The organism is Novipirellula caenicola, assembly GCF_039545035.1.
In the GTDB taxonomy this organism is placed as follows: domain Bacteria; phylum Planctomycetota; class Planctomycetia; order Pirellulales; family Pirellulaceae; genus Novipirellula; species Novipirellula caenicola.
Map to the genome: position 1 here is coordinate 158,057 of NZ_BAABRO010000013.1, position 23,601 is coordinate 181,657.

At 55.1% G+C, this 23,601-nt stretch carries 14 protein-coding genes; 11 read left to right on the plus strand and 3 right to left on the minus strand.

Annotated features, from left to right (window positions below; all coding sequences use genetic code 11):
* Positions 1 to 119 precede the first annotated feature (119 nt).
* A complete protein-coding gene (locus tag ABEA92_RS22395; RefSeq protein ID WP_345686376.1) occupies positions 120 to 563 on the minus strand; it encodes a hypothetical protein in 444 nt (147 codons plus the stop codon).
* A gap of 728 nt (positions 564 to 1,291) precedes the next feature.
* Here ABEA92_RS22395 and ABEA92_RS22400 point away from each other — a divergent pair.
* The 3 genes from ABEA92_RS22400 to ABEA92_RS22410 all read left to right on the plus strand — a co-directional run bounded on the left by ABEA92_RS22400 (position 1,292) and on the right by ABEA92_RS22410 (position 3,741).
* A complete protein-coding gene (locus ABEA92_RS22400) occupies positions 1,292 to 1,960 on the plus strand; it encodes a CE1 family esterase (RefSeq protein ID WP_345686378.1) in 669 nt (222 codons plus the stop codon).
* Positions 1,961 to 2,119: 159 nt separating this feature from the next.
* Positions 2,120 to 2,653 (plus strand): hypothetical protein, encoded by a 534-nt coding sequence (locus ABEA92_RS22405; protein ID WP_345686380.1) that lies wholly within the window; start codon positions 2,120 to 2,122, stop codon positions 2,651 to 2,653.
* A 491-nt stretch (positions 2,654 to 3,144) separates the two neighbouring features.
* Positions 3,145 to 3,741, plus strand: a complete 597-nt coding sequence (locus ABEA92_RS22410; protein WP_345686382.1) for a HEAT repeat domain-containing protein — start codon at positions 3,145 to 3,147, stop codon at positions 3,739 to 3,741.
* Between the two features lie 170 nt (positions 3,742 to 3,911).
* Here the strand turns inward: ABEA92_RS22410 and ABEA92_RS22415 are convergent, their stop codons facing one another.
* Positions 3,912 to 4,160 (minus strand): hypothetical protein, encoded by a 249-nt coding sequence (locus ABEA92_RS22415; RefSeq protein ID WP_345686384.1) that lies wholly within the window; start codon positions 4,158 to 4,160, stop codon positions 3,912 to 3,914.
* A 133-nt stretch (positions 4,161 to 4,293) separates the two neighbouring features.
* Between ABEA92_RS22415 and ABEA92_RS22420 the strand changes: the two genes are divergently transcribed.
* From ABEA92_RS22420 to ABEA92_RS22440, 5 genes are all read left to right on the plus strand, one after another.
* Positions 4,294 to 5,364, plus strand: coding sequence for an acyltransferase family protein (locus ABEA92_RS22420; RefSeq protein ID WP_345686498.1), 1,071 nt, complete (start codon positions 4,294 to 4,296; stop codon positions 5,362 to 5,364).
* Between the two features lie 274 nt (positions 5,365 to 5,638).
* Entirely contained in the window at positions 5,639 to 8,659 is a 3,021-nt protein-coding gene (locus tag ABEA92_RS22425; RefSeq protein ID WP_345686386.1) for a hypothetical protein, read from the plus strand.
* Positions 8,660 to 8,664: 5 nt separating this feature from the next.
* Positions 8,665 to 10,287 carry a hypothetical protein gene (locus ABEA92_RS22430; protein ID WP_345686388.1) on the plus strand — a complete coding sequence of 541 codons (1,623 nt, stop codon included), beginning with the start codon at positions 8,665 to 8,667 and terminating at the stop codon, positions 10,285 to 10,287.
* Positions 10,288 to 10,794: 507 nt separating this feature from the next.
* Positions 10,795 to 12,981: a protein kinase domain-containing protein gene (locus ABEA92_RS22435; protein ID WP_345686390.1), complete on the plus strand. Its 2,187-nt coding sequence runs from the start codon at positions 10,795 to 10,797 to the stop codon at positions 12,979 to 12,981.
* Between the two features lie 378 nt (positions 12,982 to 13,359).
* Positions 13,360 to 16,341 (plus strand): zinc-dependent metalloprotease, encoded by a 2,982-nt coding sequence (locus ABEA92_RS22440; protein WP_345686392.1) that lies wholly within the window; start codon positions 13,360 to 13,362, stop codon positions 16,339 to 16,341.
* A gap of 372 nt (positions 16,342 to 16,713) precedes the next feature.
* Here the strand turns inward: ABEA92_RS22440 and ABEA92_RS22445 are convergent, their stop codons facing one another.
* Positions 16,714 to 18,519 carry a DUF885 domain-containing protein gene (locus tag ABEA92_RS22445; RefSeq protein ID WP_345686394.1) on the minus strand — a complete coding sequence of 602 codons (1,806 nt, stop codon included), beginning with the start codon at positions 18,517 to 18,519 and terminating at the stop codon, positions 16,714 to 16,716.
* A 142-nt stretch (positions 18,520 to 18,661) separates the two neighbouring features.
* Here ABEA92_RS22445 and ABEA92_RS22450 point away from each other — a divergent pair, with 142 nt between their 5' ends.
* From ABEA92_RS22450 to ABEA92_RS22460, 3 genes are all read left to right on the plus strand, one after another.
* Complete coding sequence (locus ABEA92_RS22450; protein WP_345686396.1) at positions 18,662 to 19,528, plus strand: GDSL-type esterase/lipase family protein; 867 nt, start codon at positions 18,662 to 18,664, stop codon at positions 19,526 to 19,528.
* A gap of 377 nt (positions 19,529 to 19,905) precedes the next feature.
* Positions 19,906 to 23,235 (plus strand): LPS-assembly protein LptD, encoded by a 3,330-nt coding sequence (locus ABEA92_RS22455; RefSeq protein WP_345686398.1) that lies wholly within the window; start codon positions 19,906 to 19,908, stop codon positions 23,233 to 23,235.
* Positions 23,235 to 23,579, plus strand: a complete 345-nt coding sequence (locus ABEA92_RS22460; protein ID WP_345686400.1) for a diacylglycerol kinase — start codon at positions 23,235 to 23,237, stop codon at positions 23,577 to 23,579. Before ABEA92_RS22455 ends, ABEA92_RS22460 begins: the two co-directional genes overlap by 1 nt.
* Positions 23,580 to 23,601 lie beyond the last annotated feature (22 nt).

Sequence of the window (23,601 nt, forward strand, 5' to 3'; positions counted from 1 at the left end):
CATGCCGCAAACGCCTTCCTTCTTCATTCCACGCGGGCTCTCGTTGTATAATCATTCGGTTGGCCAACGTTTTTCGCTTCGGTCCGGGGCGGCGTCGGCCACACAACCCGTTGGGCGACTCAAGTTTGCACGTAGAACAACGCAATTGCTATTGCCGCCCCGATCGGAAACCGACTCGCCGCGTTCCAGCTGGTTTCTGTAGCACTTGCCTGATCTGCGGTTCTCCCGGTCATTCGTGCCATCACCCCGACCACCTCCCTTACACTGGTGGATGGTGTGACGAACACTACGAATACCTTTGCAATTCGTTTGACGCTGCATTTGATCGTGACGCCGAATACGGCCTTCGCGCTGACCGCATCGCCTGCTTTCGCATTCCTCCGAGGCGTGCAAAACGGTTTTTTATTCTGCCCTATCAAACTGACGCTTACCTGCTTGAATTCCGCTCCGATTGGCTTGCCCGGTACGTGACCATTGGTAAATCGCACCCCAACGGCCGTGCAACTCCACGTTGGGATCATCCGATCTCCATGTGGCTGCACCCGCTCGAATTCATGCGTCAAGATACGTGGGAATCCCTTTCGCAGGCAGATTTTGACTTAGCGTGGGGCAACGCGACTTCGTAGCGCAGACTCACCCAACATGGTTTTTACGCTAGGCCTGCGGCACACCTTGGCTCTTTGGCAACGGGCCTTGGCCTTGGTACAATTCTCGTAATTCGGGCATCGTCCGCTTCGTTCAGGGCGGTGTCGTAAAAACCTTCCGTTGGGCGAACTCGGCTTACCCGTGGCAGACAAGACTGACCAAGACGTCCTTCTGCGTGACTACGATCTCAAATTGGTCAGCAAGGGACCTACCGATCGCGGCTGGATCGGACAGTATTACAAATGCCCGCTTTGTGGATACTTCGTTGATCGCTCCAAGTACGACGAATGTGATTGCGGCAACATCTCAATTGACATTGACTACTGCCGCATCTGCGTTGAGAAGTGCCCCGAAAGCGAAGTGGAAGTTTTCAATGCAGTCAAAAGGTCGCGTTGAATCCTACGTTGGCCGCCCAACAATGTGTGGCCGCTGAGTTGCGGCTTCCATGCCGCAAACGCCTTCCTTCTTCAATCCACGCGGGCACTCGTTGTATAATCGTCTGCTTGGCCGATGTAGTTCGCTTCGTTCAGGGGCGGCGTCGACCATGCGTTCCGTTGTCCGCCCGTCGTCGAGTTGCCACCGTTTGAATCGCCGTCTCATCACCGCTCTCGCTTTGGTCGCCGTTCTCGGAACAGCTGCGTATTTCATGCTGTCACCCGCACCACCGGCTGTCAACGTTACAACACATGCCATCGTCGTAGACAACATTGAACGTTCTTACCGCATCGCATTGCCACATGAACTTCCTGAGACCGCACCCGTCATTTTCGCGTTTCACGGCATTGGCGATTCTCCCGATTCGATGGCAACGTACTCTCAACTGGATCGCTTGGCGTCCGATCATGGCTGCCTCTTGGTCTATCCAGCAGGACTCAACGCGATGTGGACCGCGATTGACGTCGATCCTGACACGCTTGATGATAACCGTGACGTTCGGTTTTTCGATACCATCCTCGAGAACGTCGCTGCGCAACATGCGATTGACCGCAAACGCATCTACCTGACGGGAATGTCCAACGGTGCGTCGTTCGCCCAACTTCTCGCCAACGCTCGATCGGCTGATGTTGCAGCGGTTGTCGCATGTTCCGGCCCAAGGCCTCGTGCTCTCAACGATGCTAAACATACGTTTCCGATTCTGTTGATCGTAGGAAGCGACGATTTCGCGTCTGGTTCAATGCAATCCAACCTCGACTACTATCGGACCGCTGGACATGATGCCGAGTTGATTATCGTGCGCGGGCTTGGTCACGAATGGTCAACTCAACACAACGCAGAAGCTTGGGCTTTCATGGCCGATCACCAACTTTCCCAGTAACGCCCCGGGGCGGACAACATGGTTTTTACGCTAGGCCCTCGGCACACCTTCGTTGGTTGGTCACGCGGGCTGGCGTTGGTACAATCTGTCGTAATTCAGACTCGCTCGCTACGTTTAGGGGGGGCGTAGAAATCTTCCGTTGTCCGCCGCAGATCACTCATGGCTTTACCAGAGCACTTGATTCCTGTCGTCAAACGCATTGAGGCGTTGGCCGTTTCTCCTCCGCCTTCACCGTGGCGTCTCACAGTGCAATTCGGGATTGGTGGGCTAACCGACGTCGGTTTCGGCCCCGACACCGATTTGCTACTCGTCGTCTCCTCGCGAGGCCGCGGCCTCTTTGACTGCACCACTGGTGAACGCGTCGCACGTGATGGTGACGTTGAAACGGACTTCCATGATGCATCGCGTCTGCTCGCCGATGGAATTGGCACGCTAGATGGCATCTCGGTGCCGATGGCAGGCCTCAATGGCGGTGGTCTATCCGGCGGCACTTCGGACGGATGGACTGTCGATGATTTCACACTCGAATGGCCACACCACACTTTGCTTCTCAACGGCCCGTTTTCATGGCCGTACGATATCAATGGCCAACTTTGGAAACTTGGCGCCGAATCGGAGTTGCGAGCTTTTGGCTTTTCGACCACCGGACGTTCGTTGGTCATCGCCACAAGCAGCGATGTGATCGCATGGTGACGTCCCGGCGCGTAGCGGCGGACAACTTCTTAGAGCTTGGGAGCAGCGAGGGACGAGCCTGATCCCCAACCCAGGTTCAGCGCGAGCCGGTTCGTGGCGGGAGGCGGCTGGATCGTTAAAGCGACGTCGTTTGTCACTACCGAACGCTAGTGGGGAGTGCAACTCGATGCATCGCAGTGCCCGGGATGAAGTGCTGCATCCAGAGGAATACAGGAAAATGGGTGACAGAAAAATGATCATGCTGCATTTCGGGGCTGACTATTTTCCTGTCCTTCATCTTCCTGTAAATCCACCTTTGCTTGATTGATCGTTGATGCGATGTATCCCGAAGCCAACTCCGACATACTGAACTGTTTAGCCCCCCACAGTACCTTGCCAGCAACATTGGAATAGAATCGGGGCAATCAGAAGCGAGTTTTCAGCGTGGAGCCTCGCGTCCCTTGGGCGGGACCCCCAGTCGCATATCCTACGTGGTTCGCCGCAGGTCAAACATGAATCCGACCGAATCACTCGACGCTCTCGAAGCCGATAACGGGGACGCACTGTATCGGTGTCGCCACGATGCAGAACACCGTCACTCGGTCCTGGCCTTGCTCAAGGAATTGTTGACTAATCCTGACGTGAAGGTACTGCATCGCGGCATGAACGCTGCGGGACGGATTCGCGGCGCGTTCGACGAAACAGACGCATTGGCTGAACTTGTCCCGTTGGTCGCGAAACATGTCTCATCGGACGATGAATTGATCCGGCGAGTTGCGATTGGGGCACTTCATTGCATCGGCTCACATGACACCGAATGCTCCGTTCTTGCTTTGATACGTGCCTGCGACGATGAAACACTGCTTGATGCTGCATTGCTGGCCCTCGTTGATCTCGCAAATGGGTCAACGACTGCCATCCGATGCTTCCATCGTTTCGCATCGCATTCCAAGGGAAAAATCAGACGTATCGCCATTCGCGGTCTCGGTACGTCAAACGCGACGGACGACGCGACCATCGCCGTCATCACGGCGGCCACAAATGATCGCAACCAATCGGTTCGTGAGATGGCGCGTAAGGTACTCGCCAAAATTGAAGCCCAAGCGTAGTCGAGTCGACGCCCAAGCCCATGTTTTAGGTGAGTCGCTACGGGGCGAGATGCGGCGGGATCGCTAGAACCACTTTGGTTGATGTCTTCGAACTCGAGACGCGGGTTGCAACCCAATGCTTCAGACGCATTCAATTGAGGCGTTACTCATGATACTGATTTGTCACGCAGTCAGAGGAATACAGGAAAATGGTTGACAGGAAAATGATCATGCCGCATTTCGGGATGAGCATTTTTCAGTCTTGTTGAACCTTGGGTGTCTTCACCTTTGTTTGGCGGATGGATGAAGTTACGCGTCGCGAAGCGGATTCCAAGTCCGAACTTTTCAGCAATCGGCTTGCAGCTGATCCGATCGCCCTCCGGCGAGGTGTGACCCAGTGGGCCACAAACTGCCATCAATTTGATCTGCTGATAGTCCATGGGCGCCGCCTTCCCACGATTCCTACTGAAAAGTTACTCCTTCAAAAATCTTCGGACTACAATTCCCATCGTTCCATAAGACTTGCTTGGACGATTTTAGGGGGAGCTTCCTACATTGACACTCGCATGCAACTTGCAACTTTCCGGGCATCTGAATACAGCGGGCGAGCCCATCCCCCCAACGATAAAACCAAAGCTTGAAACGCTGCAGGTTTTAAGAGCGGTTGCAGCCTTGTGCGTGGTTGTTTTCCATGCCAACGACATTGCTTACATTCTGAAGTTGACAGAAACGCCGCACTTCATCTTGATGCACCTGGGCGACTTGGGAGTCAACCTCTTCTTTGTGCTGAGTGGTTTCATCATCTTTTATATTCACGCCAAAGACTTGGGACTACCCGAACAGGCACGTCGCTACACGTGGAGACGCTTTTCGCGAGTATGGCCGCTTTATGCATTGATCACGTTGGCTAACTGCGGCGTGCTGTTCGTGATTGGAAGCAACCAAGTCAGTGGCGCCGAGATCGTTTCGAGTTTGTTGTTTTTGCAAGTGAAACCGATCGTCAATGTCGGCTGGACGCTCGTCCACGAAGCATTCTTTTACGTCCTGTTTGGCATCGCGATCGTGGGCGGACGAAAATTCGGCATGTGGTTGGTCACTTGTTTTGCATTGATTGCGATCTACACACAGTGGACAACGGGGCCAAGCGAGTCGATCTACGGTTGGATTTTCGCGACTCAGAAATGGTACTTCATTAGTGGCCTTGGCTTGGCATGTTTGTTGACCGACCCAACGGAGCAGCAGGCCGGCACTGCTGCACAAAAGTTTGCTGGAAGCCTGTTTGGCCTGCTGATTGCTACGGCGGTCGTCGTCGGCATCCTCGGAGACGCAGTGGATGAACTCAGCTTTCATTTAACCATGTCGCTTGGATTAGCCGCGATGGTGGGCCTTTGCATCTGGTCCGAAAGAACGATGAATCTACGAGTGCCACGGTTGCTTGTTTATCTCGGCGACGCGTCGTATTCGATCTACTTGGTCCATTCATCGGCAATCTTTCATCTTGTCAAACTTACCAAACGGTACATGCCCAGTCTTTGTACAAACCATCTGACCATGACACTCTGCTGCATCAGCTTCATTGCGGTTCTTGGTGGCATCAGCTGCTATGAACTCGTCGAAAAACGATTGATCCGATGGATCCGCTGATGCCCTGAAGCACAGGTCATCACCTGCATTGCGTTTACCGGCGTCATTGGCCTGTGTTGATTTAGTCAGTCGCTGTCGCGGAAGCGGACGGGTTCCACGCATGACTCGCTGCCTGATAGCCCACGATTGCAGCATTTTGCATTTCGTTTGCGGCAACAAGCCCCAAGCGTCATTGCGTCCGAAAGCCCCAAATTCTTAACACGTCTGGTTACACCGCATTTTGCTTGCTGGCTCGGCTAAAATGGTCGAGAATGTTCCGAGCGGGGGTAAAAGCGTGAAATATTTAAATGGTCTGATAGCGGTCGCTGCGAATTTGGTCTTCCTGACCAGCGTGTTTGCGGAAACATCGCCCAACGATCCTGCCTCCAACACGCGTTCGCGATGGGCTGTGATTGCATCGGGCGAGGTGCTCAAGAGTGGTTTGGCCGATTTTCTGAACGTTGATCTATCCAAAAATGAATCGATTGTTTTGGTCGATCGCGAACGACTCCGCGATGCGACTCGGGAACTGCAGTTCGCCAAGATCCTGCAAGCCGATCATCCCCAACTCCGCTTGCAGTTGGGAAAAACGTTAAACGCAGACCGATTGTTGTTGCTCTCGATGCTGCAGGAACAAGGCAAACCAATGCTGCGAGTCGTCGTTTGTGATGCCAATTTGGGCGTGCGATTGGCTCATCAAACGTTTGCTTTCTCGGAGAACCTTTCGCAATTGACCGAGCGCTTGGCGGCAAGTGTTGACGAGATCGACCAGCGGTTCATGGGCGGAATCCACACGATCGTCGCGGTGCCTGCGTTTCTGTCCGAAGACTTCAGCCAACGATTTGCCTATCTGCAATCTCGTTTCAGCAACCTGCTAAGCGATTCGCTGGCAACCTACCCAGGCGTCGCCGTTGTCGAGATCGAAGAAGCCAACGCGATTTTGCAGGAGCAACAAGTGACACTTTCCGGCGGACTGCGGCGACCGATCGCGATGATCGTCAAAGGCAGCTACACCATCCAGCAGACGAAGCCGGACCGCCCACGCAAAGTCATCTTGCATCTTGAATTGACGAAAGACGCAGCCGATTTGGAGATGATCGACAAGACGATCGAACTCCAACGCGTCGATGACTGGTTAGTCAAGACGTTTGCAAAACAGTTAGCCACGAGGGGACGTAAAAACGACTCTGAATTGACCCCAGATTTACAGAAAGCGATTTTGGTGCGGCATGCAGAGCGGTTCGCAGAACTTGGTGACTGGGACCGATCGAGCTCGCTTCGCGAAGCGGCGCTTGTACTGGATCCCCAAGACGCTCTGCAGCGTGGACTTGTGATCGGTGAACTGCAATATCAATTCACTCGTGATATCGATCAACAATGGTTCAAGAAACAGTCGGCTGCAGAACATCGCCAAGCGATTCTGCAGCGTGCTGCCGACGACTACGTTCGAGCACTCGATCACCTCGAGTTCTTGATCCAGAATCGACGGATCAGTCGTGTCGATGCGATTGGGTTGTTTCAATCACAGCTGTGGTACAAACAGGGCGCCGTGGGGCCGATCCCCGACGACGTCTCGCGACACAGTGCACTGCAACCCGCTTGTCTTGCGCAGCGTCGATTCATCCGTGAAGTCTACGCAGCCGTCAATGAACTCGAACCAGGCCGCGTGCTTCCGCCCCACCTAAGCGACCCGTTTTATGGCTGGCAATATCCGCTGGTACTGCACACCTGTAACGACGTCATTTTCAATCATTACACCCCGGATTCACTCGAATCGCTGTGGGACACGATCAGCCATGTCCTGCCAGACGATGCCAAGGTTTCCTCGTTGGTCATGGGGGTGATGAGTCGCGACTTTGCGTCGGAAACGCGAGCGGACCATGCCGAGTTCCTGGACCGCCGGCAATCGCTGCAAACATCGATCCGCGAAGCCACCGATCCACAGACGAAAGCATCGACGAACAACGAGTTTCACCGTGTCTCGCCCAACGATTTCCATCATCATGTGGATCAAGCGAAACGCGAATGGGCGACGTTCTTAGCACGGCTGACCGAGTCGGATCGTGCCGTGGTCCGGCTGTATGGGCACTACGGACGTTTGAAGATTCTCGGGAAGCAAAACCCCTTGCCCATCATCGATGCACTGGAATCGCAGCTCGCTGAGATCAAGTCACTTGGCCGCATTCACGATCGCGAGCTGAAACCGCTGGAAACCAACCTTGCGATGACGCGAAGGCGGTATCAAGCCGTTGCTGTTCCAACATCCGCGTGGAAAGGCGTCGAGCCATCACTGGGACAGATGCGTTTCGATCCTGTTACACTAACGGTGCAAGGTGAACCAAGTTCGAATCCGCCGCCGCAAATTAAAGGCATGCTACAGTGCGGCGAACACTGTGATGCGTTCTGGACGCAGGACCAATTCTTTGTGATGCACGAACCAGGAGTGCTGCAAGAAATCAAGCTAACGGACGCGACATGGAAACATCCGTTATTTAGCGAGGTCAGCTGGGACGGTGAGTGCATCTGGTTGTTTGCTCATGGCCAGGGAATTGTGGCATTCAAACCCGATGGTAAGCGATTGGCCACCTTCAATGCTCGCGATCATTTGCCGGGCTATGACCGCGGCGTCTGTTTACTTGGGTTGTCGCCACGCCGCGCGTTGGCGGTGGGCAGTTTCGGAGAAAACAGTCGGGCGTGGTGTGGCGTGCTGGAGATCGACGCACAGGGGAAGCCATCGGTCGACATCTTTTTTGAAGCCAAATTGGCGGCGGAAGGTCGACCGGCAGCCGAATCGGCCGCTGATCCGCTAACCGCGTTTCGACCGAATTGGATTCATCGTTTTGATTCTGTCGGCGGAAATAACACTGTGTTTGTTGGGCGTAGCGGATTGAAGGGTGCCCTGGAAATTGATTTGCAAACGCGTCAAGTTTCGGTTTCAAACTTCTTGAATACATCCTCCTTCGGCCGCCAAGCCTTCTTCAGTCACAATGGCAATCTGATTGCCTCGCTCGGTGGCAACAGCTTGATGCACTACACTGTCGCCGACGACAATACGGCGGTTCGTCGACAAAAACTGTCGACCATTGATCCCTATGTTGACCAGTTATTGCTGCATGACGGATGGCTGTACGTGCCCGGCAAAGTTTGGCGGCGAATGGATCCCGACGAATTGCAATTGCAGCGTTTACAGCCATCCCATTCACGGCTGCCGACTCGATACTGGTCGATGAAATTTGGAGTATCCTCGCACTACGGCCTTGTCGGCCACTCACTCTACGAGAATCAACCACCACTGTTTCAGATTTCGGTAGATTGAGCGGAATGAAAACATCCCTTCAAAACTCACCTTCACGCGATGCACGATTCGGATTGCTTGCTTACGCCGCGTTTTGTCTCGTGCTGACCATCTATGTCGCGTGCATCACTCCGTTTCGCTCCGAAATGTTGCTCGCCGATGCCTGGGAGCATCACGCTGCGGTGTTGACGTTGAGCGACAACCTGTGGACGCCCGGTAATCCGACCTATGCCACCAAGGATCCATCGATCCGCTACTCGCCCTATTCGGTCGGACTGGCGATTTTGTGTCAGCAAACCGGCATCACGCCCTACACAGCGCTCAGCATTGCAGCCGTGCTCAATACACTCGGTTTCTTTGCAGTGTTTTGGTGGTTCCTGCGTGGATTTGCGATGACGTCGATTTCGCTGGCCGCTGGCCTATGCATCGTGTTACTATACGGCGAGGCACCGGGTTATGCCAATTCCTTTGCGCTAAGTGATTTGCCTTGGCACATGGTCAACCCCTCGGCGTTTTCGCTGATGTTGAATTTTTTCTGCTGGGGGCTGTTGTGGCGGGTCCGATCGTCCAGCATCACGCCGACGGTGATCGCGGTCGTCGCCGCCGCCGTTTCGCTTGCCCTTTCGGTACTCAGCCACGGCATGACGGGGGTGCTCGGGGCCATCGGGGTGATTTTGTTGGTCATTGCAGTGGACGCGTCCCAGCGAACAAGAGTCTTGATGATGGTGATCAGCGTCGGCGTGCTTTCGCTCACCTTGTCCGTAGCGTGGCCCTGGTACCGGTTTATCGATGCCGCCACCGGTGGCCACGATCCGTGGTACTGGTTCAATCCAACCATCTTGAAGCGGATGTTTTTCCTGTGGTGTGCTCCGGTTTATTTGGCGACGTTGTTGGCGTTGCCGTATCGCAGCGAGCCGCTGGTTCGATGGTCGTTGTCGGTCAGCGGGGTGGTGATCGTTTTGGGGATCGTCTCTTGGCTCGCCCAGTCGGCTTCGCTGGCCCGATTGCCTTTGGCGGCCACTCCGGTGGCGTGTATCGCCGTGGGTTACTGGATCAAATCGGTAGCACCGGGGCTGCGAGGTTGGTCGACGCAAGTGCTGAGCGGACTGCTGTCTCGATCGGCGAGCCGCAACGCTCAATCGCTGACTCAGGTGTTGTTCATTGTCGCCTTGTTGTATGGAACATTGCCGCAGTTTCATGCTATCTTGTCGGAACCTTATCTGGCTCGCCCTCTGATCGCTCCGCTGCTGAAGCGTGAAGACAAACAGCCGCGAAATTGGTCCACCTATCAAACGGTGCTCGCGGGGGTAGAACCAGGCGAGGTGGTTTTGAGTGATATGGCAACCGGGTGGCCCGTCCCTTCGTTTGGCGGCCGTATCGTAGCGGCAAACCATCTCGAACTCTTCAGCCATGGGCAACGCGAGCGACTCGAGGAGACTGAGCGATTCTTTGCCACGCAATCCACCGAACAACAACGTGCCATCGAGCAACAACGTGAACTGATTGATCGCTATGCGGTTCGCTACATCCTGGTTTCGCGGCAAACCCCGCTGGCGTCTCACGTTCAGGACAATGCGATTGTGGCGGAGAGCAACGGATTGGTCTTGATGGACGCCCGAAAGTGGCTGGCGGCTCAGAGCGATCGCTAGGCTGCCCCCCATCTGTGGATCGCTGATCTCGCTAGTCGTTTTGGGCAACGCGGTGAAGCATTTTCTAGGTGTAGCGACGCTCGCCAGAGTGTGGATGGTTGCCGGCCAATACGAATCACCACCTTCTAGCGAAGGTAGCTACGACTTTTGGCGAAGGTAGTTACGAGAAAATGATTCACAGCGTCCTCGTTTTGGCGCTCGCCACGGTTTCGTCACGATCCAACCGGCACGATCTCCCAAACGGGTGGCATTGATAGCGGAGCATCGCGAGCACCACGAAAGCCGCACCCTGGGTGGTTATTGGTACATCCGTCACAAAGGCCCCAAGCTGTCGGAAGAATATGCCGCACAAAGCCGCAGTGGTCCGTCAATCGGCTCGTCGGGATTGCCGATTCGGCTAAGATGATGTGTGGTCCGCTTGGTGGAAGCGGGGACGAAATTTCGTCTTCGACTCGCTCCAACCGGCGACTGGTACCGAGTCCGTTCTTCATTGTGCAATCGAGATCTATGGCACTGAAATCTGCCACCGCTGCTGCCAACGTCATTTCGAGTGACCATAACTTGATTACAGCTGTGTTGACCAATGCACGTCTAAAATCTCGTTTGGCCGCGATGCCAGCCGACGAGAAGACCGTGGTCTTGTCGAACGAAGAAAACGCCACTCAGTTGGCCCATCCCGCGTGGAAAGAATGGGATTCCGAAGGATTCCATGCAGCACGCGACACTCCGCCGAGCGCCGACATGGACACGATTGCGTTACCGGCGGCAGCCGCTGCGCCGGTGGATCGCATGGATTCAGGATTCGTTCCTCTGCGTGGCGTCGCAATGATCGGCGGCGGCAAGGTTTGTGACGCCGACTATCGCTTGGTCGGTGAACTCGGCGCCGGCGGTACGGGCATTGTCTACCAGGCGCATCAACGCGCGGTTGACCGCGAAGTCGCGATCAAAGTCTTGCGTAAAAACCTTTCACAAGACGCCACGTCGCGTAATCGCTTTTTGACCGAAGCGAGGGTCATCGGGGGACTGGACCACCCCAACGTCATCGCACTGCACGAAGTCTGCATCGACCAAGACGGCGGATTGTTCTATTCGATGAAACGGATCGACGGGACAAGTTGGGACCAGCAGATCAAAGAGATGTCGCTGTCGGACAACGTGCAAACCTTGATGCGAGTCGGCGACGCGATTCGCTACGCGCATTCACGTGGGTTGATTCATCGCGACATCAAACCCGAAAACGTGATGCTCGGTCGCTTCGGCGAAGTCTTGTTGGCCGATTGGGGGCTTGCGATCAGCCATGATCCCAAAGAGTCGGCCGAGAATATCGATCACACGATCGGCGGCACTCCGGCGTACATGGCTCCTGAATTGGCGACCGGGGACCATCGACACGTTTCATTTGCAACCGACGTTTACTTGTTGGGCGCGACCCTTTTTCAAATTTTGACGGGCTATCCGCCGCATCACGGCGAAACGTTGTTGGAGTGCATCCAGGCAGCAGCAACAAACAAGATTCGTCCGACCAATGTGCAAGGCGAATTGATGGACATCGCGAAAATCGCAATGGCCACCAATCCCAACGATCGCTACCGGACGGTCGATCAATTCTTAGAGGCACTCGATCAACAACGCGAACACGAAGAGAGCGCGCGATTGGTCAAACGGGCGCAAGGGCATTTGAAATCCGCCAACGCATCGAACCACTACGAGGGGTTTCGCTTAGCCGATGCGTTGATCATGGAAGCATTGGAGGTGTGGCCCGAAAACCGACGTGCACGCGACTTGGGGAGAGAGCTGAATCTTGAATTTGCTCGCGCCGCCACGGATCAAGGCGATTTGGACCTCGCGATTTCACTATATGAATCCGCCGGCCATGGCGATAGCGAAGCCGCCGCACGAACCCGCCGTCTGCGAGACCAACGCAATGCCAATGTCGAGCGTGAAGGCCGTTATTCGACGCTGTTCACGCACTCGCCCGATGCAGGACTGCTGATTCGGATGTCATCCTCGCGTGTTGTCGAAGCGAACCGGACGTTCCGTGAGTTGATGGGGTATGACGAGGATGAAATCGTCGGCAAATTGATGACCGAACTCAATCTTTGGGTTTGCCCCGAACGACGCGACGAACTGATCGCAGAACTGCAACGCAATCAACGCATTGATAACTTCGAAGGCCAATTTCGGCATCGAGATGGTCATCCGATCGACGTGTTGATCAGCGGTCGTGTGACGAAACTAGCCGGCGAAACGATGCTGATTTCGTCCATTCGTGACATCTCGATTCGAAAACAGACCGAGAATGATCTGCGACGCAGCCGGCGTCGACTCAAGGATTTGCAGGCACTCGCCGGCTTGGCGACGTGGTCCTACGATGCCGTAACCAAACAGGTCACGTGGAGCGACGAAGTGTTTCGCTTGGCGGGACGCGATCCTGCCGAGGGTGTGCCCAGCCGCACAGAGTCTATCGAGATGCTGCATCCGCAGGATCGTCGCAAGATGAAAGAGGCGATTGGCACGGCGCTGGTCAATCGCGCCGCCTACGAGATTCAAATCCGGATCCGGGATTCTAGCGGCCACTATCGTCACTTGATCGTTCGCGGCCAACCCATTTTTGACGACGACGGAAAGACGATCGAGATCTACGGCGTGTTGATTCCCCAAAACTCGAAAACGACGCGGTCGATCGACCAGTAGAGCAGTCTCGAGTCCACGTGCCCCCCAACCTCATTGCCGTGCGGCGCACCTGAGAGTGGCGATAGCACGTCCCCCCGCCACGGGCATTTCTACGGTTTCTCGCTGCAATTTCTAGCTTTTTCGCATATAGCCTATATCGATTTATCGGGTAAAGTGGATAAAGCGGGGCGGTTGGATGAACCATCTGGTATGACTGGCCCATAATGAACGAACGAGGCTGTTACGCAAACTATCCTAGATAGAACGTATTCACCTTACGCACGGACGCAGCCTACCTGCGATGAAAATCGAGTGACTTGGGGCTCCACGAACCACTCGCCCTCCTTTTTCAGTGTTCCTGTTTTCTGGCAATAATCAAAGAGAGCCGAAGTGATCGGAATGAAACCAATTCAGTATCTTGCAGCCGCCGTTTTTGCAGTGACGGTTGTCCCCAGCAGTTATGCTGACCTAGCCCCGTTTGACAAAGTCAGCGAAGGCTACACCGCAGTGCCGGTGTCGGACCAGCAGAACCCCAAAGGACTGTTCAATCTGTGGCAACGCGAAAAGGACGCTCAACTGTTGTGCGAGCTGCCCAAAGCGTTTGCGGGCAAGAGTTACTTTATTGCGTTGACGGTCGGCAGCGGTGACCGCTACGCCGGGTTGCAATCGGGCGACTGGGTCGTTCAGTGGCGTCGCTATGGCGACCGATTGGCGTTGATTTCGCCCAACCTCGACATTCGTGCGACCGGCGACGCCGAGTCCAAAGCATCGGTCAAGCGATTGTTCACCGACGAAGTGCTGTTGGATGTATCGATCCTAGCGACCGGTCCCAATGGCGGTCCCGTGATCGACATGGATTCATTGTTGGTCAACAACGCGACGCGTTTCTTTGGATCATCGGTACGCATCACTAATTCGCGTTTGCAGAAGATTGACACCGCCAAGGTGTTCCCTGAAAACGTCGAAGTCGCTTTCGAAATCGTCGGCAATGGTGGAAAGCTGCAAACGATTCATTATTCCTTTAGCGAAGTTCCCGACGCCAAGGAAGGGTTTAAATCTCGCAAAGCGGACGAGCGAATTGGGTACTTCACCACCGCATTCTCGGACCTCAGCAAATACGAAGACGACGACACACGTGTCCGTTACATCAACCGATGGAATCTGGAAAAACGCGATCCCAAACTGAAACTCAGCCCTCCTAAAGAACCGATTCGGTTTTACGTCGAGCACACCACACCGGTACGTTACCGTCGTTGGATCAAGACCGGTGTCGACTATTGGAACAAGGCGTTTGAGAAAGTTGGTTTGGTCGACGCGATTGTGATCGAATATCAAGACGCCGAAAGCGGCGCGCACATGGAAAAAGCGCCCGAGGACGTACGATACAACTTCATTCGTTGGTTGAACAACGACGTCGGCACTGCGATCGGCCCTAGCCGCGTGCATCCCGAAACCGGCCAAATTTTGGACGCCGACATTATCTTGACCGACGGTTGGATTCGTCACTTCAATTTCAACTATCACGATCTGATGCCGAAATTGGCGATGGAAGGAACCAGCCCCGAAACGCTTGCGTGGCTAGCGAAACATCCGAACTGGGATCCACGCATTCGCTTTGCTCGTCCCGAAGACAGTGCACGTTTGCAAATCGAGCACGCCCGCCAGGCACGTGGTCCGATGGCCGGTTACGCCATGGCTCAAGCCGATGCATCGCTGTTGGGCGACGATGAATACGACGGTCTGTTCGGCCAAGTCAGCCAAAAGAACGGATTGTGCATGGCCGCCAGTGGCAAGAATCTTGATCTGGCAATTGCCCGCATGAACTGGAGCCTTGCTCTGCTTGCCGACGAAGAAATTGCCAAGAAAAAGAAGAAGGACAAGAAGGAAGAGGACGAGGCTAAAGAGAAGCAAGCCGAAGCGAAAACCGACGCAGACTCGGAGACTCCATCCGCTTCGGACACCGAGGAAGAAAAGGTAGCCGAAGCCAAAGAAGAAACGAAATCCGAAGACGACCAACCGGAAACGAAGAAGGATCTTGGCGACTTGGTCGATGGCATGCCCGAATGGTTTGTCGGCCCGCTGCTTGCCGATCTGGTGGCTCACGAAGTCGGACACACGCTTGGTCTGCGTCACAACTTCAAAGCATCGGCGATGATGAAATTGGCCGACATCAACAGCAACGATGTCAAAGGCAAGAAGGTATTCGCCGCTTCGGTGATGGATTACTCGCCAATCAATTACCGCTACGAAGCGGGCGAAACCCAAGGCGATTACGCGATGATCGACATCGGCCCTTATGACTACTGGGCAATCGAATATGGTTACACCGCGGATGAAAAGAAATTGCCCGAGATCCTGAAACGTTGTAGTGAGCCCGAGTTGCAATTCGCGACGGACGAGGACACCAGCGGACCGGATCCACTGGCGCGACGTTATGACTTTGCCGCTGATCCGCTTGAATATTGCAAGGAACAAACCAAGCTGATCGAACTTTACCGCGAGCGTTTGCTGGACAAATTCGTCAAAGAAGGTGACAGTTGGGCCAAGGCTCGCCGTGGCTACGAATTGACGCTTGGCTTGCAAACCCGTAGCGTCAGCATGATGGCTAATTGGGTTGGCGGTGCGTTTGTCTATCGCGACAAGAAGGGCGACCCTGGTAATCGACCGCCCGTCGAAGTGGTGCCTGCGGAACAGCAACGCGACGCGCTCAAGTTCGTGATCGACACGTCATTTAACGACGATGCCTACGGTTTGACCCCCGAATTGTTGGAGCGCATGAGTGTCGACAAATGGCTCGATGGCGGAGGACATTCGTCGATGAGCAGCGAAGCGACATGGCCGATCCATGATCGCATCCTCGCCGCTCAAGCAAGTTCGTTGACCTTGTTGATGAACCCGACGACCCTTCGCCGCGTTTACGACAACGAGATGCGATTGCCATCGGATCAGGACGCGCTGACGCTGCCTGAATTGCTAGACACGATCAGCACCGCGGTTTGGAGCGAACTGGATCAAGAGTGCCCTGAAGGTCGCAGCGATCGTCACACCATGATCAGCTCGCTACGTCGCAACTTGCAACGTGAACACATGCAGCGGCTTGTCGACCTTGTTCTTGAACAAGACAGTTCGACTGCGGCCTACAAGCCGATCAGCAACCTCGCTCGCATGGAACTTAAGGATCTTCAAACGCGGATCGATGCGTCGTTGAAGAGCTGTGGCAAGAAGATGGATTCCTACTCGCGTGCTCATTTGTCGGAAGCATCCGAACGGATCGCCCGAGCACTCGAAGCGGGTTACACCTACGGTAACGGCCAAGCTCGTCGCGGCGGCGGATTGATGTTGTTGTTCGGCGAAGAGGCCGAGCAGGTATACACTCCGTAGAGTGACTAAACACCGATCGTCTTATTTCGATCGGCAAGACAAATCGAAAATCCCCGCATGGAACGAAGTTTCATGCGGGGATTTTTTTGTTGAGTCAACGAATACTGGCCGGAGGCCGGCTGAGGGTGTAAGACAACATAGCCACGCTGGCGACACACTCTCGGTCATTATGTCGGCCTCCGGCCTTACGGCGCCAGGTCGCTCCTAAACCGTTGGCTCACGCCAACGGCAAGGCATGTTTCGGCCTCCGGCCTATTCGCCTGCTGGTAAATCAGCAGGCTCCGAAGTTGGAGGAGACAACAACCGTGGACTAAAAGTCCAAGGCTATCACCAGAAGTGCCTCCGGCACCCCAACCGTAACTTTATCTAGCGTTACTGTTCGGTTTGCTCAGCCCGCCACTGGATGATCCGCTTTTCTAACAGCGGCAGCGGAATCGAACCGGCTGACAGAACGCGGTCGTGAAACGAACGAAGATCAAACGCGTCGCCCAGCTCGGCTTCGCTTTCGGCACGCAATCGCGAGATCGTCAGTTCGCCCATTTTGTAGCCAAGTGCTTGGCCGGGCCATCCGATGTATCGATCGACTTCGGCAACGATGTTGTGCTCGCTCAGCGCCGTATTGTCTCGCATGTACTCGATCGCTTGCTGACGGCTCCAACCCAAAAAGTGGATGCCGGTATCGACGACCAATCGACTCGCTCGCCATGCTTCCATACTCAAGCGACCAAAGTCCTGGTAGGGATCCTTGTAGAAGCCGATTTCTTTCCCGAGCCGTTCACTGTACAGCGCCCAGCCTTCGATAAAGGCGGTGAAGTTGCTTAGGCGACTCAGCGGATGTAGGCCTTCGAGTTCGGCTTGCAGTGCCAATTGCAAATGGTGTCCGGGGACCGCTTCATGCAGTGACAGTGATTCGATTTGGTACAGCGGACGCGACGACAGGTTGTAGGTGTTGATGTAGTAGTAACCGCCGCGTGACCCATCGGTTGCGGGTGGCCAATAGTAGGCCGACGAGGTTTGCGGAGCGACATAATCGGGGACCTCGCGAATCCCGTACGGAATCCGTGGCAAGCGGCCAAACAGCTCGGGCAATCGGCCATCGGCGCGTTTGAGCACCAAGGCCACTCGCTGCAATAATTCCTCAGCCGTCTTGGGATAGAATTTGGGATCGGTGCGAAGATGCTGAATAAACCTAGGCAGATCGCCGGCAAAATCCAGCTGTTCACGAATCGCTTCCATCTCTTGACGAATCCGCTTGTTCTCGCGGCGGCCGATCTCGTGTACCTCTTCGGGCGATATGTCCAACGTGGTGAAATGATGAGTGCGGTTGCGGTAAAACGCACGTCCGTTGGGCAGTGACGAAGCCCCAATGGTTCCACGGCACGCCGGCAAATACTCGTCTTTTAGAAACGTCGCCAACCGTTGGTACGACGGGATGACGCTTGATTGGATTGCAGCCGCAATTTCGGCCGTAATCTGCGACCATGTTTCGGCGTCAAAACGATCCTTGGCTTCCTCGTTGATGTTGGTCATCAACAACGATTTTGATGGATCGTCCACCACATGTGCCATCACTTGATCGACCGAGTCTCGTAGAATGATCGCGGGCTGAGTCATCCCCGACTCGATCCCTTTTCTCATCCGTGTGATGTGTTGGTCGGTGTACTCAGAAAACGCTTTCAGCCGGCTGACGTAGTTGGCAAAGTCTTCGCGAGTTCGCGGATTCATCACGCGAGGCAACTCGGGAAACGAAATGTGAAATCCTTCGCGATTGTTGATCGGCATCAAATGAGTTTGAAATTCGTAATCCGCGATGTCCGCCTCGAGACTTTGTTGCAAGATGGCATAGTCAATCTGCCGTAGCGAGCTAAGAGATTCGAGTTCAATCGCCTGCAGATCCTCTAGAAACGCTCGCGTTTTCGCAACACGTCGCTCAATGGCTTGTAGACTTTGGTCGGCCAATTGGTCTTGACCTCGCGGGTCCCCGACATCGGTCGCCAACATCGGGAACTCGGTCAATTGGAAATCCCATACCCGGTCCAATAATTGGTTGATCGCAGCGTCGCCGGGTGAGGTGTTCGCTGCAGCGGACGATTCGGCGGAGTTTGCAACTCCATTTTGCAGCGTCATGACCGCGATCAGCAGGACAAGAATAGGATTGGCACGGCACTGGAAATTCATGGGACCTCACTCGTATCGAAGATTTTTTGATTACGCAACCGAGACGTGTCGACTACGCTGTTTTCCGGCTTGTCATGAACTATAACAAGTCCCTCAATTCCTCGATGACCCCACCCCTCCCGCCTGCATAGGAACTCTTCTGATGCGACATTTTCTGACCCCCGTCGTTTTTTGCGTTGTGTTTTCGGCCTTTCACGACGCGATGGCCCAAGACGCCGCCGCCACTGCTGACACCCCCAAAGCGGCTGCGATCGTTGAGGATGCCTCTGCCGCATCCGATGCAACTCGCGATACCGAGTTGGCTCCGCCATCGGACGAAGTCCCGATCACCGCCGCCGAACACGCCGCGATCATCAAGCGTTGGCAGCGCGACATCGTTTCGCTCGAAAAGGAAAACGAGTCGCTGCAACCGAACCAAGACGCAGTCTTATTTATCGGCAGCAGCAGTATTCGCCGCTGGGACACGATCGCCACCGACATGGCACCGTTTCGCTGTATCGAGCGAGGCTATGGGGGAGCCAAGTTCAGTGACGTCGCGGTGTTTGCCAAACGTTTGATCGAGCCTCATCAGTACCGTGCGATGGTGATGTTTGTTGCCAACGATGTTTCCGGCCGTTCGAACGATCATCCGCTCGACAAGATCGAAGCTTGGGTGCGCTACATCATTGGGGTGTCGCGGTCCCACCAACCCGACGCCGCAGTGCTGCTAATCGAAATCACGCCATGTGAAAGTCGGTTTGCGTCGTGGGACAAAATTCGCGCCGTCAACGCGTTACTCAAAGAGATCGCGTTAACAACGCCGGACACCTATTTCATTCCGACTGCCGAGCATTATTTGACTGCCGATGATTCCCCACGCCCGGAATTGTTCGTCGCTGACAAACTGCACTTGAGCCCCGAAGGCTACCAGTTGTGGGGATCGATCATCCGCCAGCGACTCAGCGACGTGCTGCGTCAACGAACCGCGGCCGACGCGGCGGCGGATTCGGAAACGTCCACCGCTCGATAGAGTCGAGCCCGAGTGGACGAGGCAACGAGTCCATCGCAGGACAACAGGGACTCGTCGCCGCGTCCGCTACCCAAAGATCAAGTAGTGACCAAACGCCTGAACGGCACCATCCGGGCGAGTTTCATTCGTGTTCCACGCAAAAAATTTTATGACAACCGAGGTTTTACCGGTTTTTTGCGTGATTTTCTCGGTTGTGATCGGAGGAAAAGCATTCGTATACTCCGCGAGACTCTTACCAACGGGATATGACGCTTTTGGTCGGCACGGACGCCACCACCGATTTACGTACAACCAGGTTCAAGTGGATCACACGCGACCCTGAGGGGATCGCTGCGCTTTCACGTTTCTCGAACTCGGCCCGCCGCTACGGAATTTCCATGATCGCATTGTTCTTGATGGCAGCATGGTTGCCATCGATAGGCAAGGCGTTCGAACCCGGCATCGGTGTCGCCAATACCGGCGTCCCCAATGTCGGCGTGGTAACGACTAGCACGGATCAGGTTAGTGCCGAACCGGTCCGCGTCAGCGGAAACGTGATCTATCGCTGGGCCATCGGCACGTCGCAAGCCTCGTTGTTAGAGGGCGATTGTGTCTTGCAACATGGCGACAAACGGATCACAGCGGAATCGATCTTGGTGATCGTCAGCGGTGATGTCGGCCGAGTTCGCAGCGAAGTCGTTCTCGATGGCATTCCTTTGCCCAATGGAACCCGTTCGGGTCCTCGCATCATGGAATTTGTGACGCTGATGGATCCCGAAGTCCAGGCGCCGCTGTACCGCGGTGCTCCGGATCAAACGCCTCGCTTGCTGCAGTACCGAAAACCATCCAAGCCACCGCGACTTGGGTTTGGATCCGGCGAGGTCGCGTTTGCCTCGGGTAGGACATCGGGTTTGGGTGAATCCGGCTTGAGCGGTGCCACGCATGCCAATCATCATGAATCGAATCATCACGAACCGGTGGGTTCGGTCCAGCAAATTCAGTATCAATCCATCCCGCTAGAACAACCCAATTTTGCCAATCCGGTCTTTGCCGACCCGGGTATCGATAGTGGTGCGTTTCAACCGGCCCAGCAGCCGCAACAACAAGTGTTGTCGGGACCGAGCAATTGGTCCGTCACGCCCACCGAGACTCCGCCGCAAGTCAGTTTCGACCTAGCCCCAGGCAGTTTGTTGCCGTCGGATGGCTTGGCCAATTCGCCGCCTCCGATCACGATGTCCGATGGAGCGACCAGCGGCGGGTTCCAATTTTTTGTCGGCGGCGGAACCCGCAGCGTCGAAGTGTTGGCGCGCGGATCGACGATGCCGCCGCAACTCGAAACGATCAACCGTCCCGAATCAGGGGAAACCGTTATCATCGCACGTGGCGGGGTGACCGTGCTGGTTCGCGACGTCACCGCTCAATTGCCAAGCGGAGAACTGATGCAATTGGGCACGATTTCGCTTTCGGCTGATCGCATCGTCGCTTGGCTTCCGCTGGTTACAAACCTGTTCAACGGATCGGCGAATCTATCGCAAGCGCAAGGCGAGCTCTATCTCGAAGGCGACATTGTCGTTCGCCAGGGCGAGCGGATCATTTATGCCGAATCGATGTACTACAACATCGCCACCGAACAAGGAATTGTGCTCGATGCCGAAGCGATCACGACCATCCCTAGCTACCAAGGGATCGTTCGCTTGAAAGCGGATGTGATGCAACAGGTTTCGCGAGGCAATTTTGTCGCGTTTGACGCAGCGGTTACCAGCAGCCGGATGGGCGTGCCACGCTATTGGTTGCAGAGCGAACAGCTGCAGCTGACCGACCGCAACACCACCGTTGCTGATCCGATCACGGGACTGCCGACGGTACGTCGTGACCCGTTTGTCAGTAGCCGTGACAATTTTACGTACTTTGGCGGCGTCCCGATTTTATATTGGCCACGGTTTGCCACCTCACTGCGTGAACCCACGTTTTATCTCAGTGGCGCCAGTGCGCGCAACGACAGCATCTTCGGCACCCAACTGCTGCTGGATTTCAACCTGCTGCAAATCCTCGGCATTGATAATCCGCCGGAAGGTTTGAAATGGGAGCTTTCGACGGACTACTTGAGCGATCGCGGTCCCGCATTGGGAACGACGCTGAATTATCAATTGCCAGGCATGTTTGGAGTCCCCGGCCCGACCCAAGGCTATTTCGATGCCTGGGGAATCGACGACGATGGAACCGACACGCTCGGAGGCGACCGTAAAAACCTGCCACCCGAAGAAACGTATCGTGGCCGCGTGTTTTGGCAGCATCGACAAATCATGCCAAACGACTACGAGCTGATCGCCGAACTAGGCTTCCTCAGCGATCGCAACTTCCTTGAACAGTATTACGAACAGGATTGGGATCAACGAAAGAACCAAGATACGTCGTTGCGACTGCGTAAGTACTGGGGCAGCAACCTTTTGGAATTGTCTGCTCAAGCTCAAGTCAACGATTTCTTTCAAGAAACCGAACAGTTACCGGCACTGGATCACTACTTGATTGGGGGCTCGTTGTTTGCTGATCTGTTGACGTGGTCCGCCCACAACCAGATCAGCTATTCACGGCTAAATGCTGCGGATACCGCCACCAATCCAGCCGAGGCGGCGACGATGTCGACGCTGCCTGGCGAACAAGATCGTTCTGGGATCGTGGCACGTACACGGCAAGAATTGTCGTTGCCGGTTCAAACCGGGCCGATCAAAGTGGTGCCTTACATTTCCGGCGAAGCGGCTCATTATGGCGAAGCAAGCGATGGAGACTCATTGACGCGTTTGCTGGGTCAAGGCGGGGTGCGAGCAAGTTTGCCCATGTCGCGGGTCGATCCCACCATCCAAAGCAGTTTGCTGAACATCCGCGGCTTGGCACATAAATTGGAATGGAAAATTGACTACTTCTATGCCGACAGCGATACATCGCTCGACGAATTGCCGCTGTATGATCCGCTAGACGACCATTCACAACAACAATTTCGCCGCCGTTTCATTACCAGCGATTATGCAGGCATGTTGCCGGCGACCTTTGACCCACGCACCTACGCGCTGCGTCACGGTACGCAAAAGTATGTCGTCAGCGGCAGTGATGTGATCGCCGACGATCTGCAACAAGTCCGACTCGGGCTCGATCAACGCTTCCAAACCAAACGTGGTCTGCCTGGGTTGGAACGGATCGTCGACGTGTTCCATTTCAACACCGATGTATTGTTGTTCCCAGAAGCAGATCGCGACAATTTTGGCGAGACCATTGGTCCTGCGACCTTTGACACGGCCTATCACATTGGAGATCGCGTCAGCTTGCTGAGCGATGGCTACTTCGACTTTTTCGATTCGGGACTTCGTTCGGTCAGTGCGGGGGTGCGAACCAGTCGACCGGGCGTGGGCGACATCTACCTTGGCTTGTTGTCGCTCGAAGGGCCGATCAGCAGCACGGTGTTCCGCAGCACGATGGATTATCGTCTAAACGAAAAATGGCTGGCGTCGTCTGGAATGACCTACGACTTTGGCGAGACCGGGAATATCGGCCAGTCCTTTGGGATCACTCGGATTGGCGAATCCTTTTTGGTTCGCATGGGGATCAACGTCGACAGCGGACGTGACAACGTTGGCTTCGGCTTTACGATCGAGCCGCGTTTCTGGCCATCCTCGCGATTGGGCAACGTGGGTGGACAATTGATTCCACCGCCTGGTGTCGAGGGACTCGAGTAATGCGATTCGTCCGAACTTGGATTACAAAGTTTGCGGTCGCATTTCGCGGGCTCGGAATCTCGCTTCGTGATCAATCCAGTCTGCAGGTGCATGTACTTGCCGCCGTCGTGGTGCTCTCGCTTGCGACCTATTTGGATTTTGATTTGTGGCGATGGGCCGTTTTGGTTCTGGCCATCACGATTGTCATCGCTGCAGAGCTAATGAATACAGCCATCGAGCGGCTAGTTCGCGTGCTTCACGCACAGCGTCATCCCGAAATCGGCGACGCGCTGGACACCGCCGCCTCGGCCGTGCTAGTGGCGGCCATCGGTGCAGCGGTCACCGGCGTGATTGTGCTGCTGTAGTGAATGTGTCGTGAATGTGTAG

Excerpts from the sequence above, each read along its gene's own strand:
- ABEA92_RS22400 (WP_345686378.1), top strand. The coding sequence starts at position 1,292 with ATGCTGTCACCCGCACCACCGGCTGTCAACGTTACAACACATGCCATC.
- ABEA92_RS22405 (WP_345686380.1), top strand. The coding sequence starts at position 2,120 with ATGGCTTTACCAGAGCACTTGATTCCTGTCGTCAAACGCATTGAGGCG.
- ABEA92_RS22410 (WP_345686382.1), top strand. The coding sequence starts at position 3,145 with ATGAATCCGACCGAATCACTCGACGCTCTCGAAGCCGATAACGGGGAC.
- ABEA92_RS22415 (WP_345686384.1), bottom strand. The coding sequence starts at position 4,160 with ATGGACTATCAGCAGATCAAATTGATGGCAGTTTGTGGCCCACTGGGT.
- ABEA92_RS22430 (WP_345686388.1), top strand. The coding sequence starts at position 8,665 with ATGAAAACATCCCTTCAAAACTCACCTTCACGCGATGCACGATTCGGA.
- ABEA92_RS22435 (WP_345686390.1), top strand. The coding sequence starts at position 10,795 with ATGGCACTGAAATCTGCCACCGCTGCTGCCAACGTCATTTCGAGTGAC.
- ABEA92_RS22440 (WP_345686392.1), top strand. The coding sequence starts at position 13,360 with ATGAAACCAATTCAGTATCTTGCAGCCGCCGTTTTTGCAGTGACGGTT.
- ABEA92_RS22445 (WP_345686394.1), bottom strand. The coding sequence starts at position 18,519 with ATGAATTTCCAGTGCCGTGCCAATCCTATTCTTGTCCTGCTGATCGCG.
- ABEA92_RS22450 (WP_345686396.1), top strand. The coding sequence starts at position 18,662 with ATGCGACATTTTCTGACCCCCGTCGTTTTTTGCGTTGTGTTTTCGGCC.
- ABEA92_RS22455 (WP_345686398.1), top strand. The coding sequence starts at position 19,906 with ATGATCGCATTGTTCTTGATGGCAGCATGGTTGCCATCGATAGGCAAG.
- ABEA92_RS22460 (WP_345686400.1), top strand. The coding sequence starts at position 23,235 with ATGCGATTCGTCCGAACTTGGATTACAAAGTTTGCGGTCGCATTTCGC.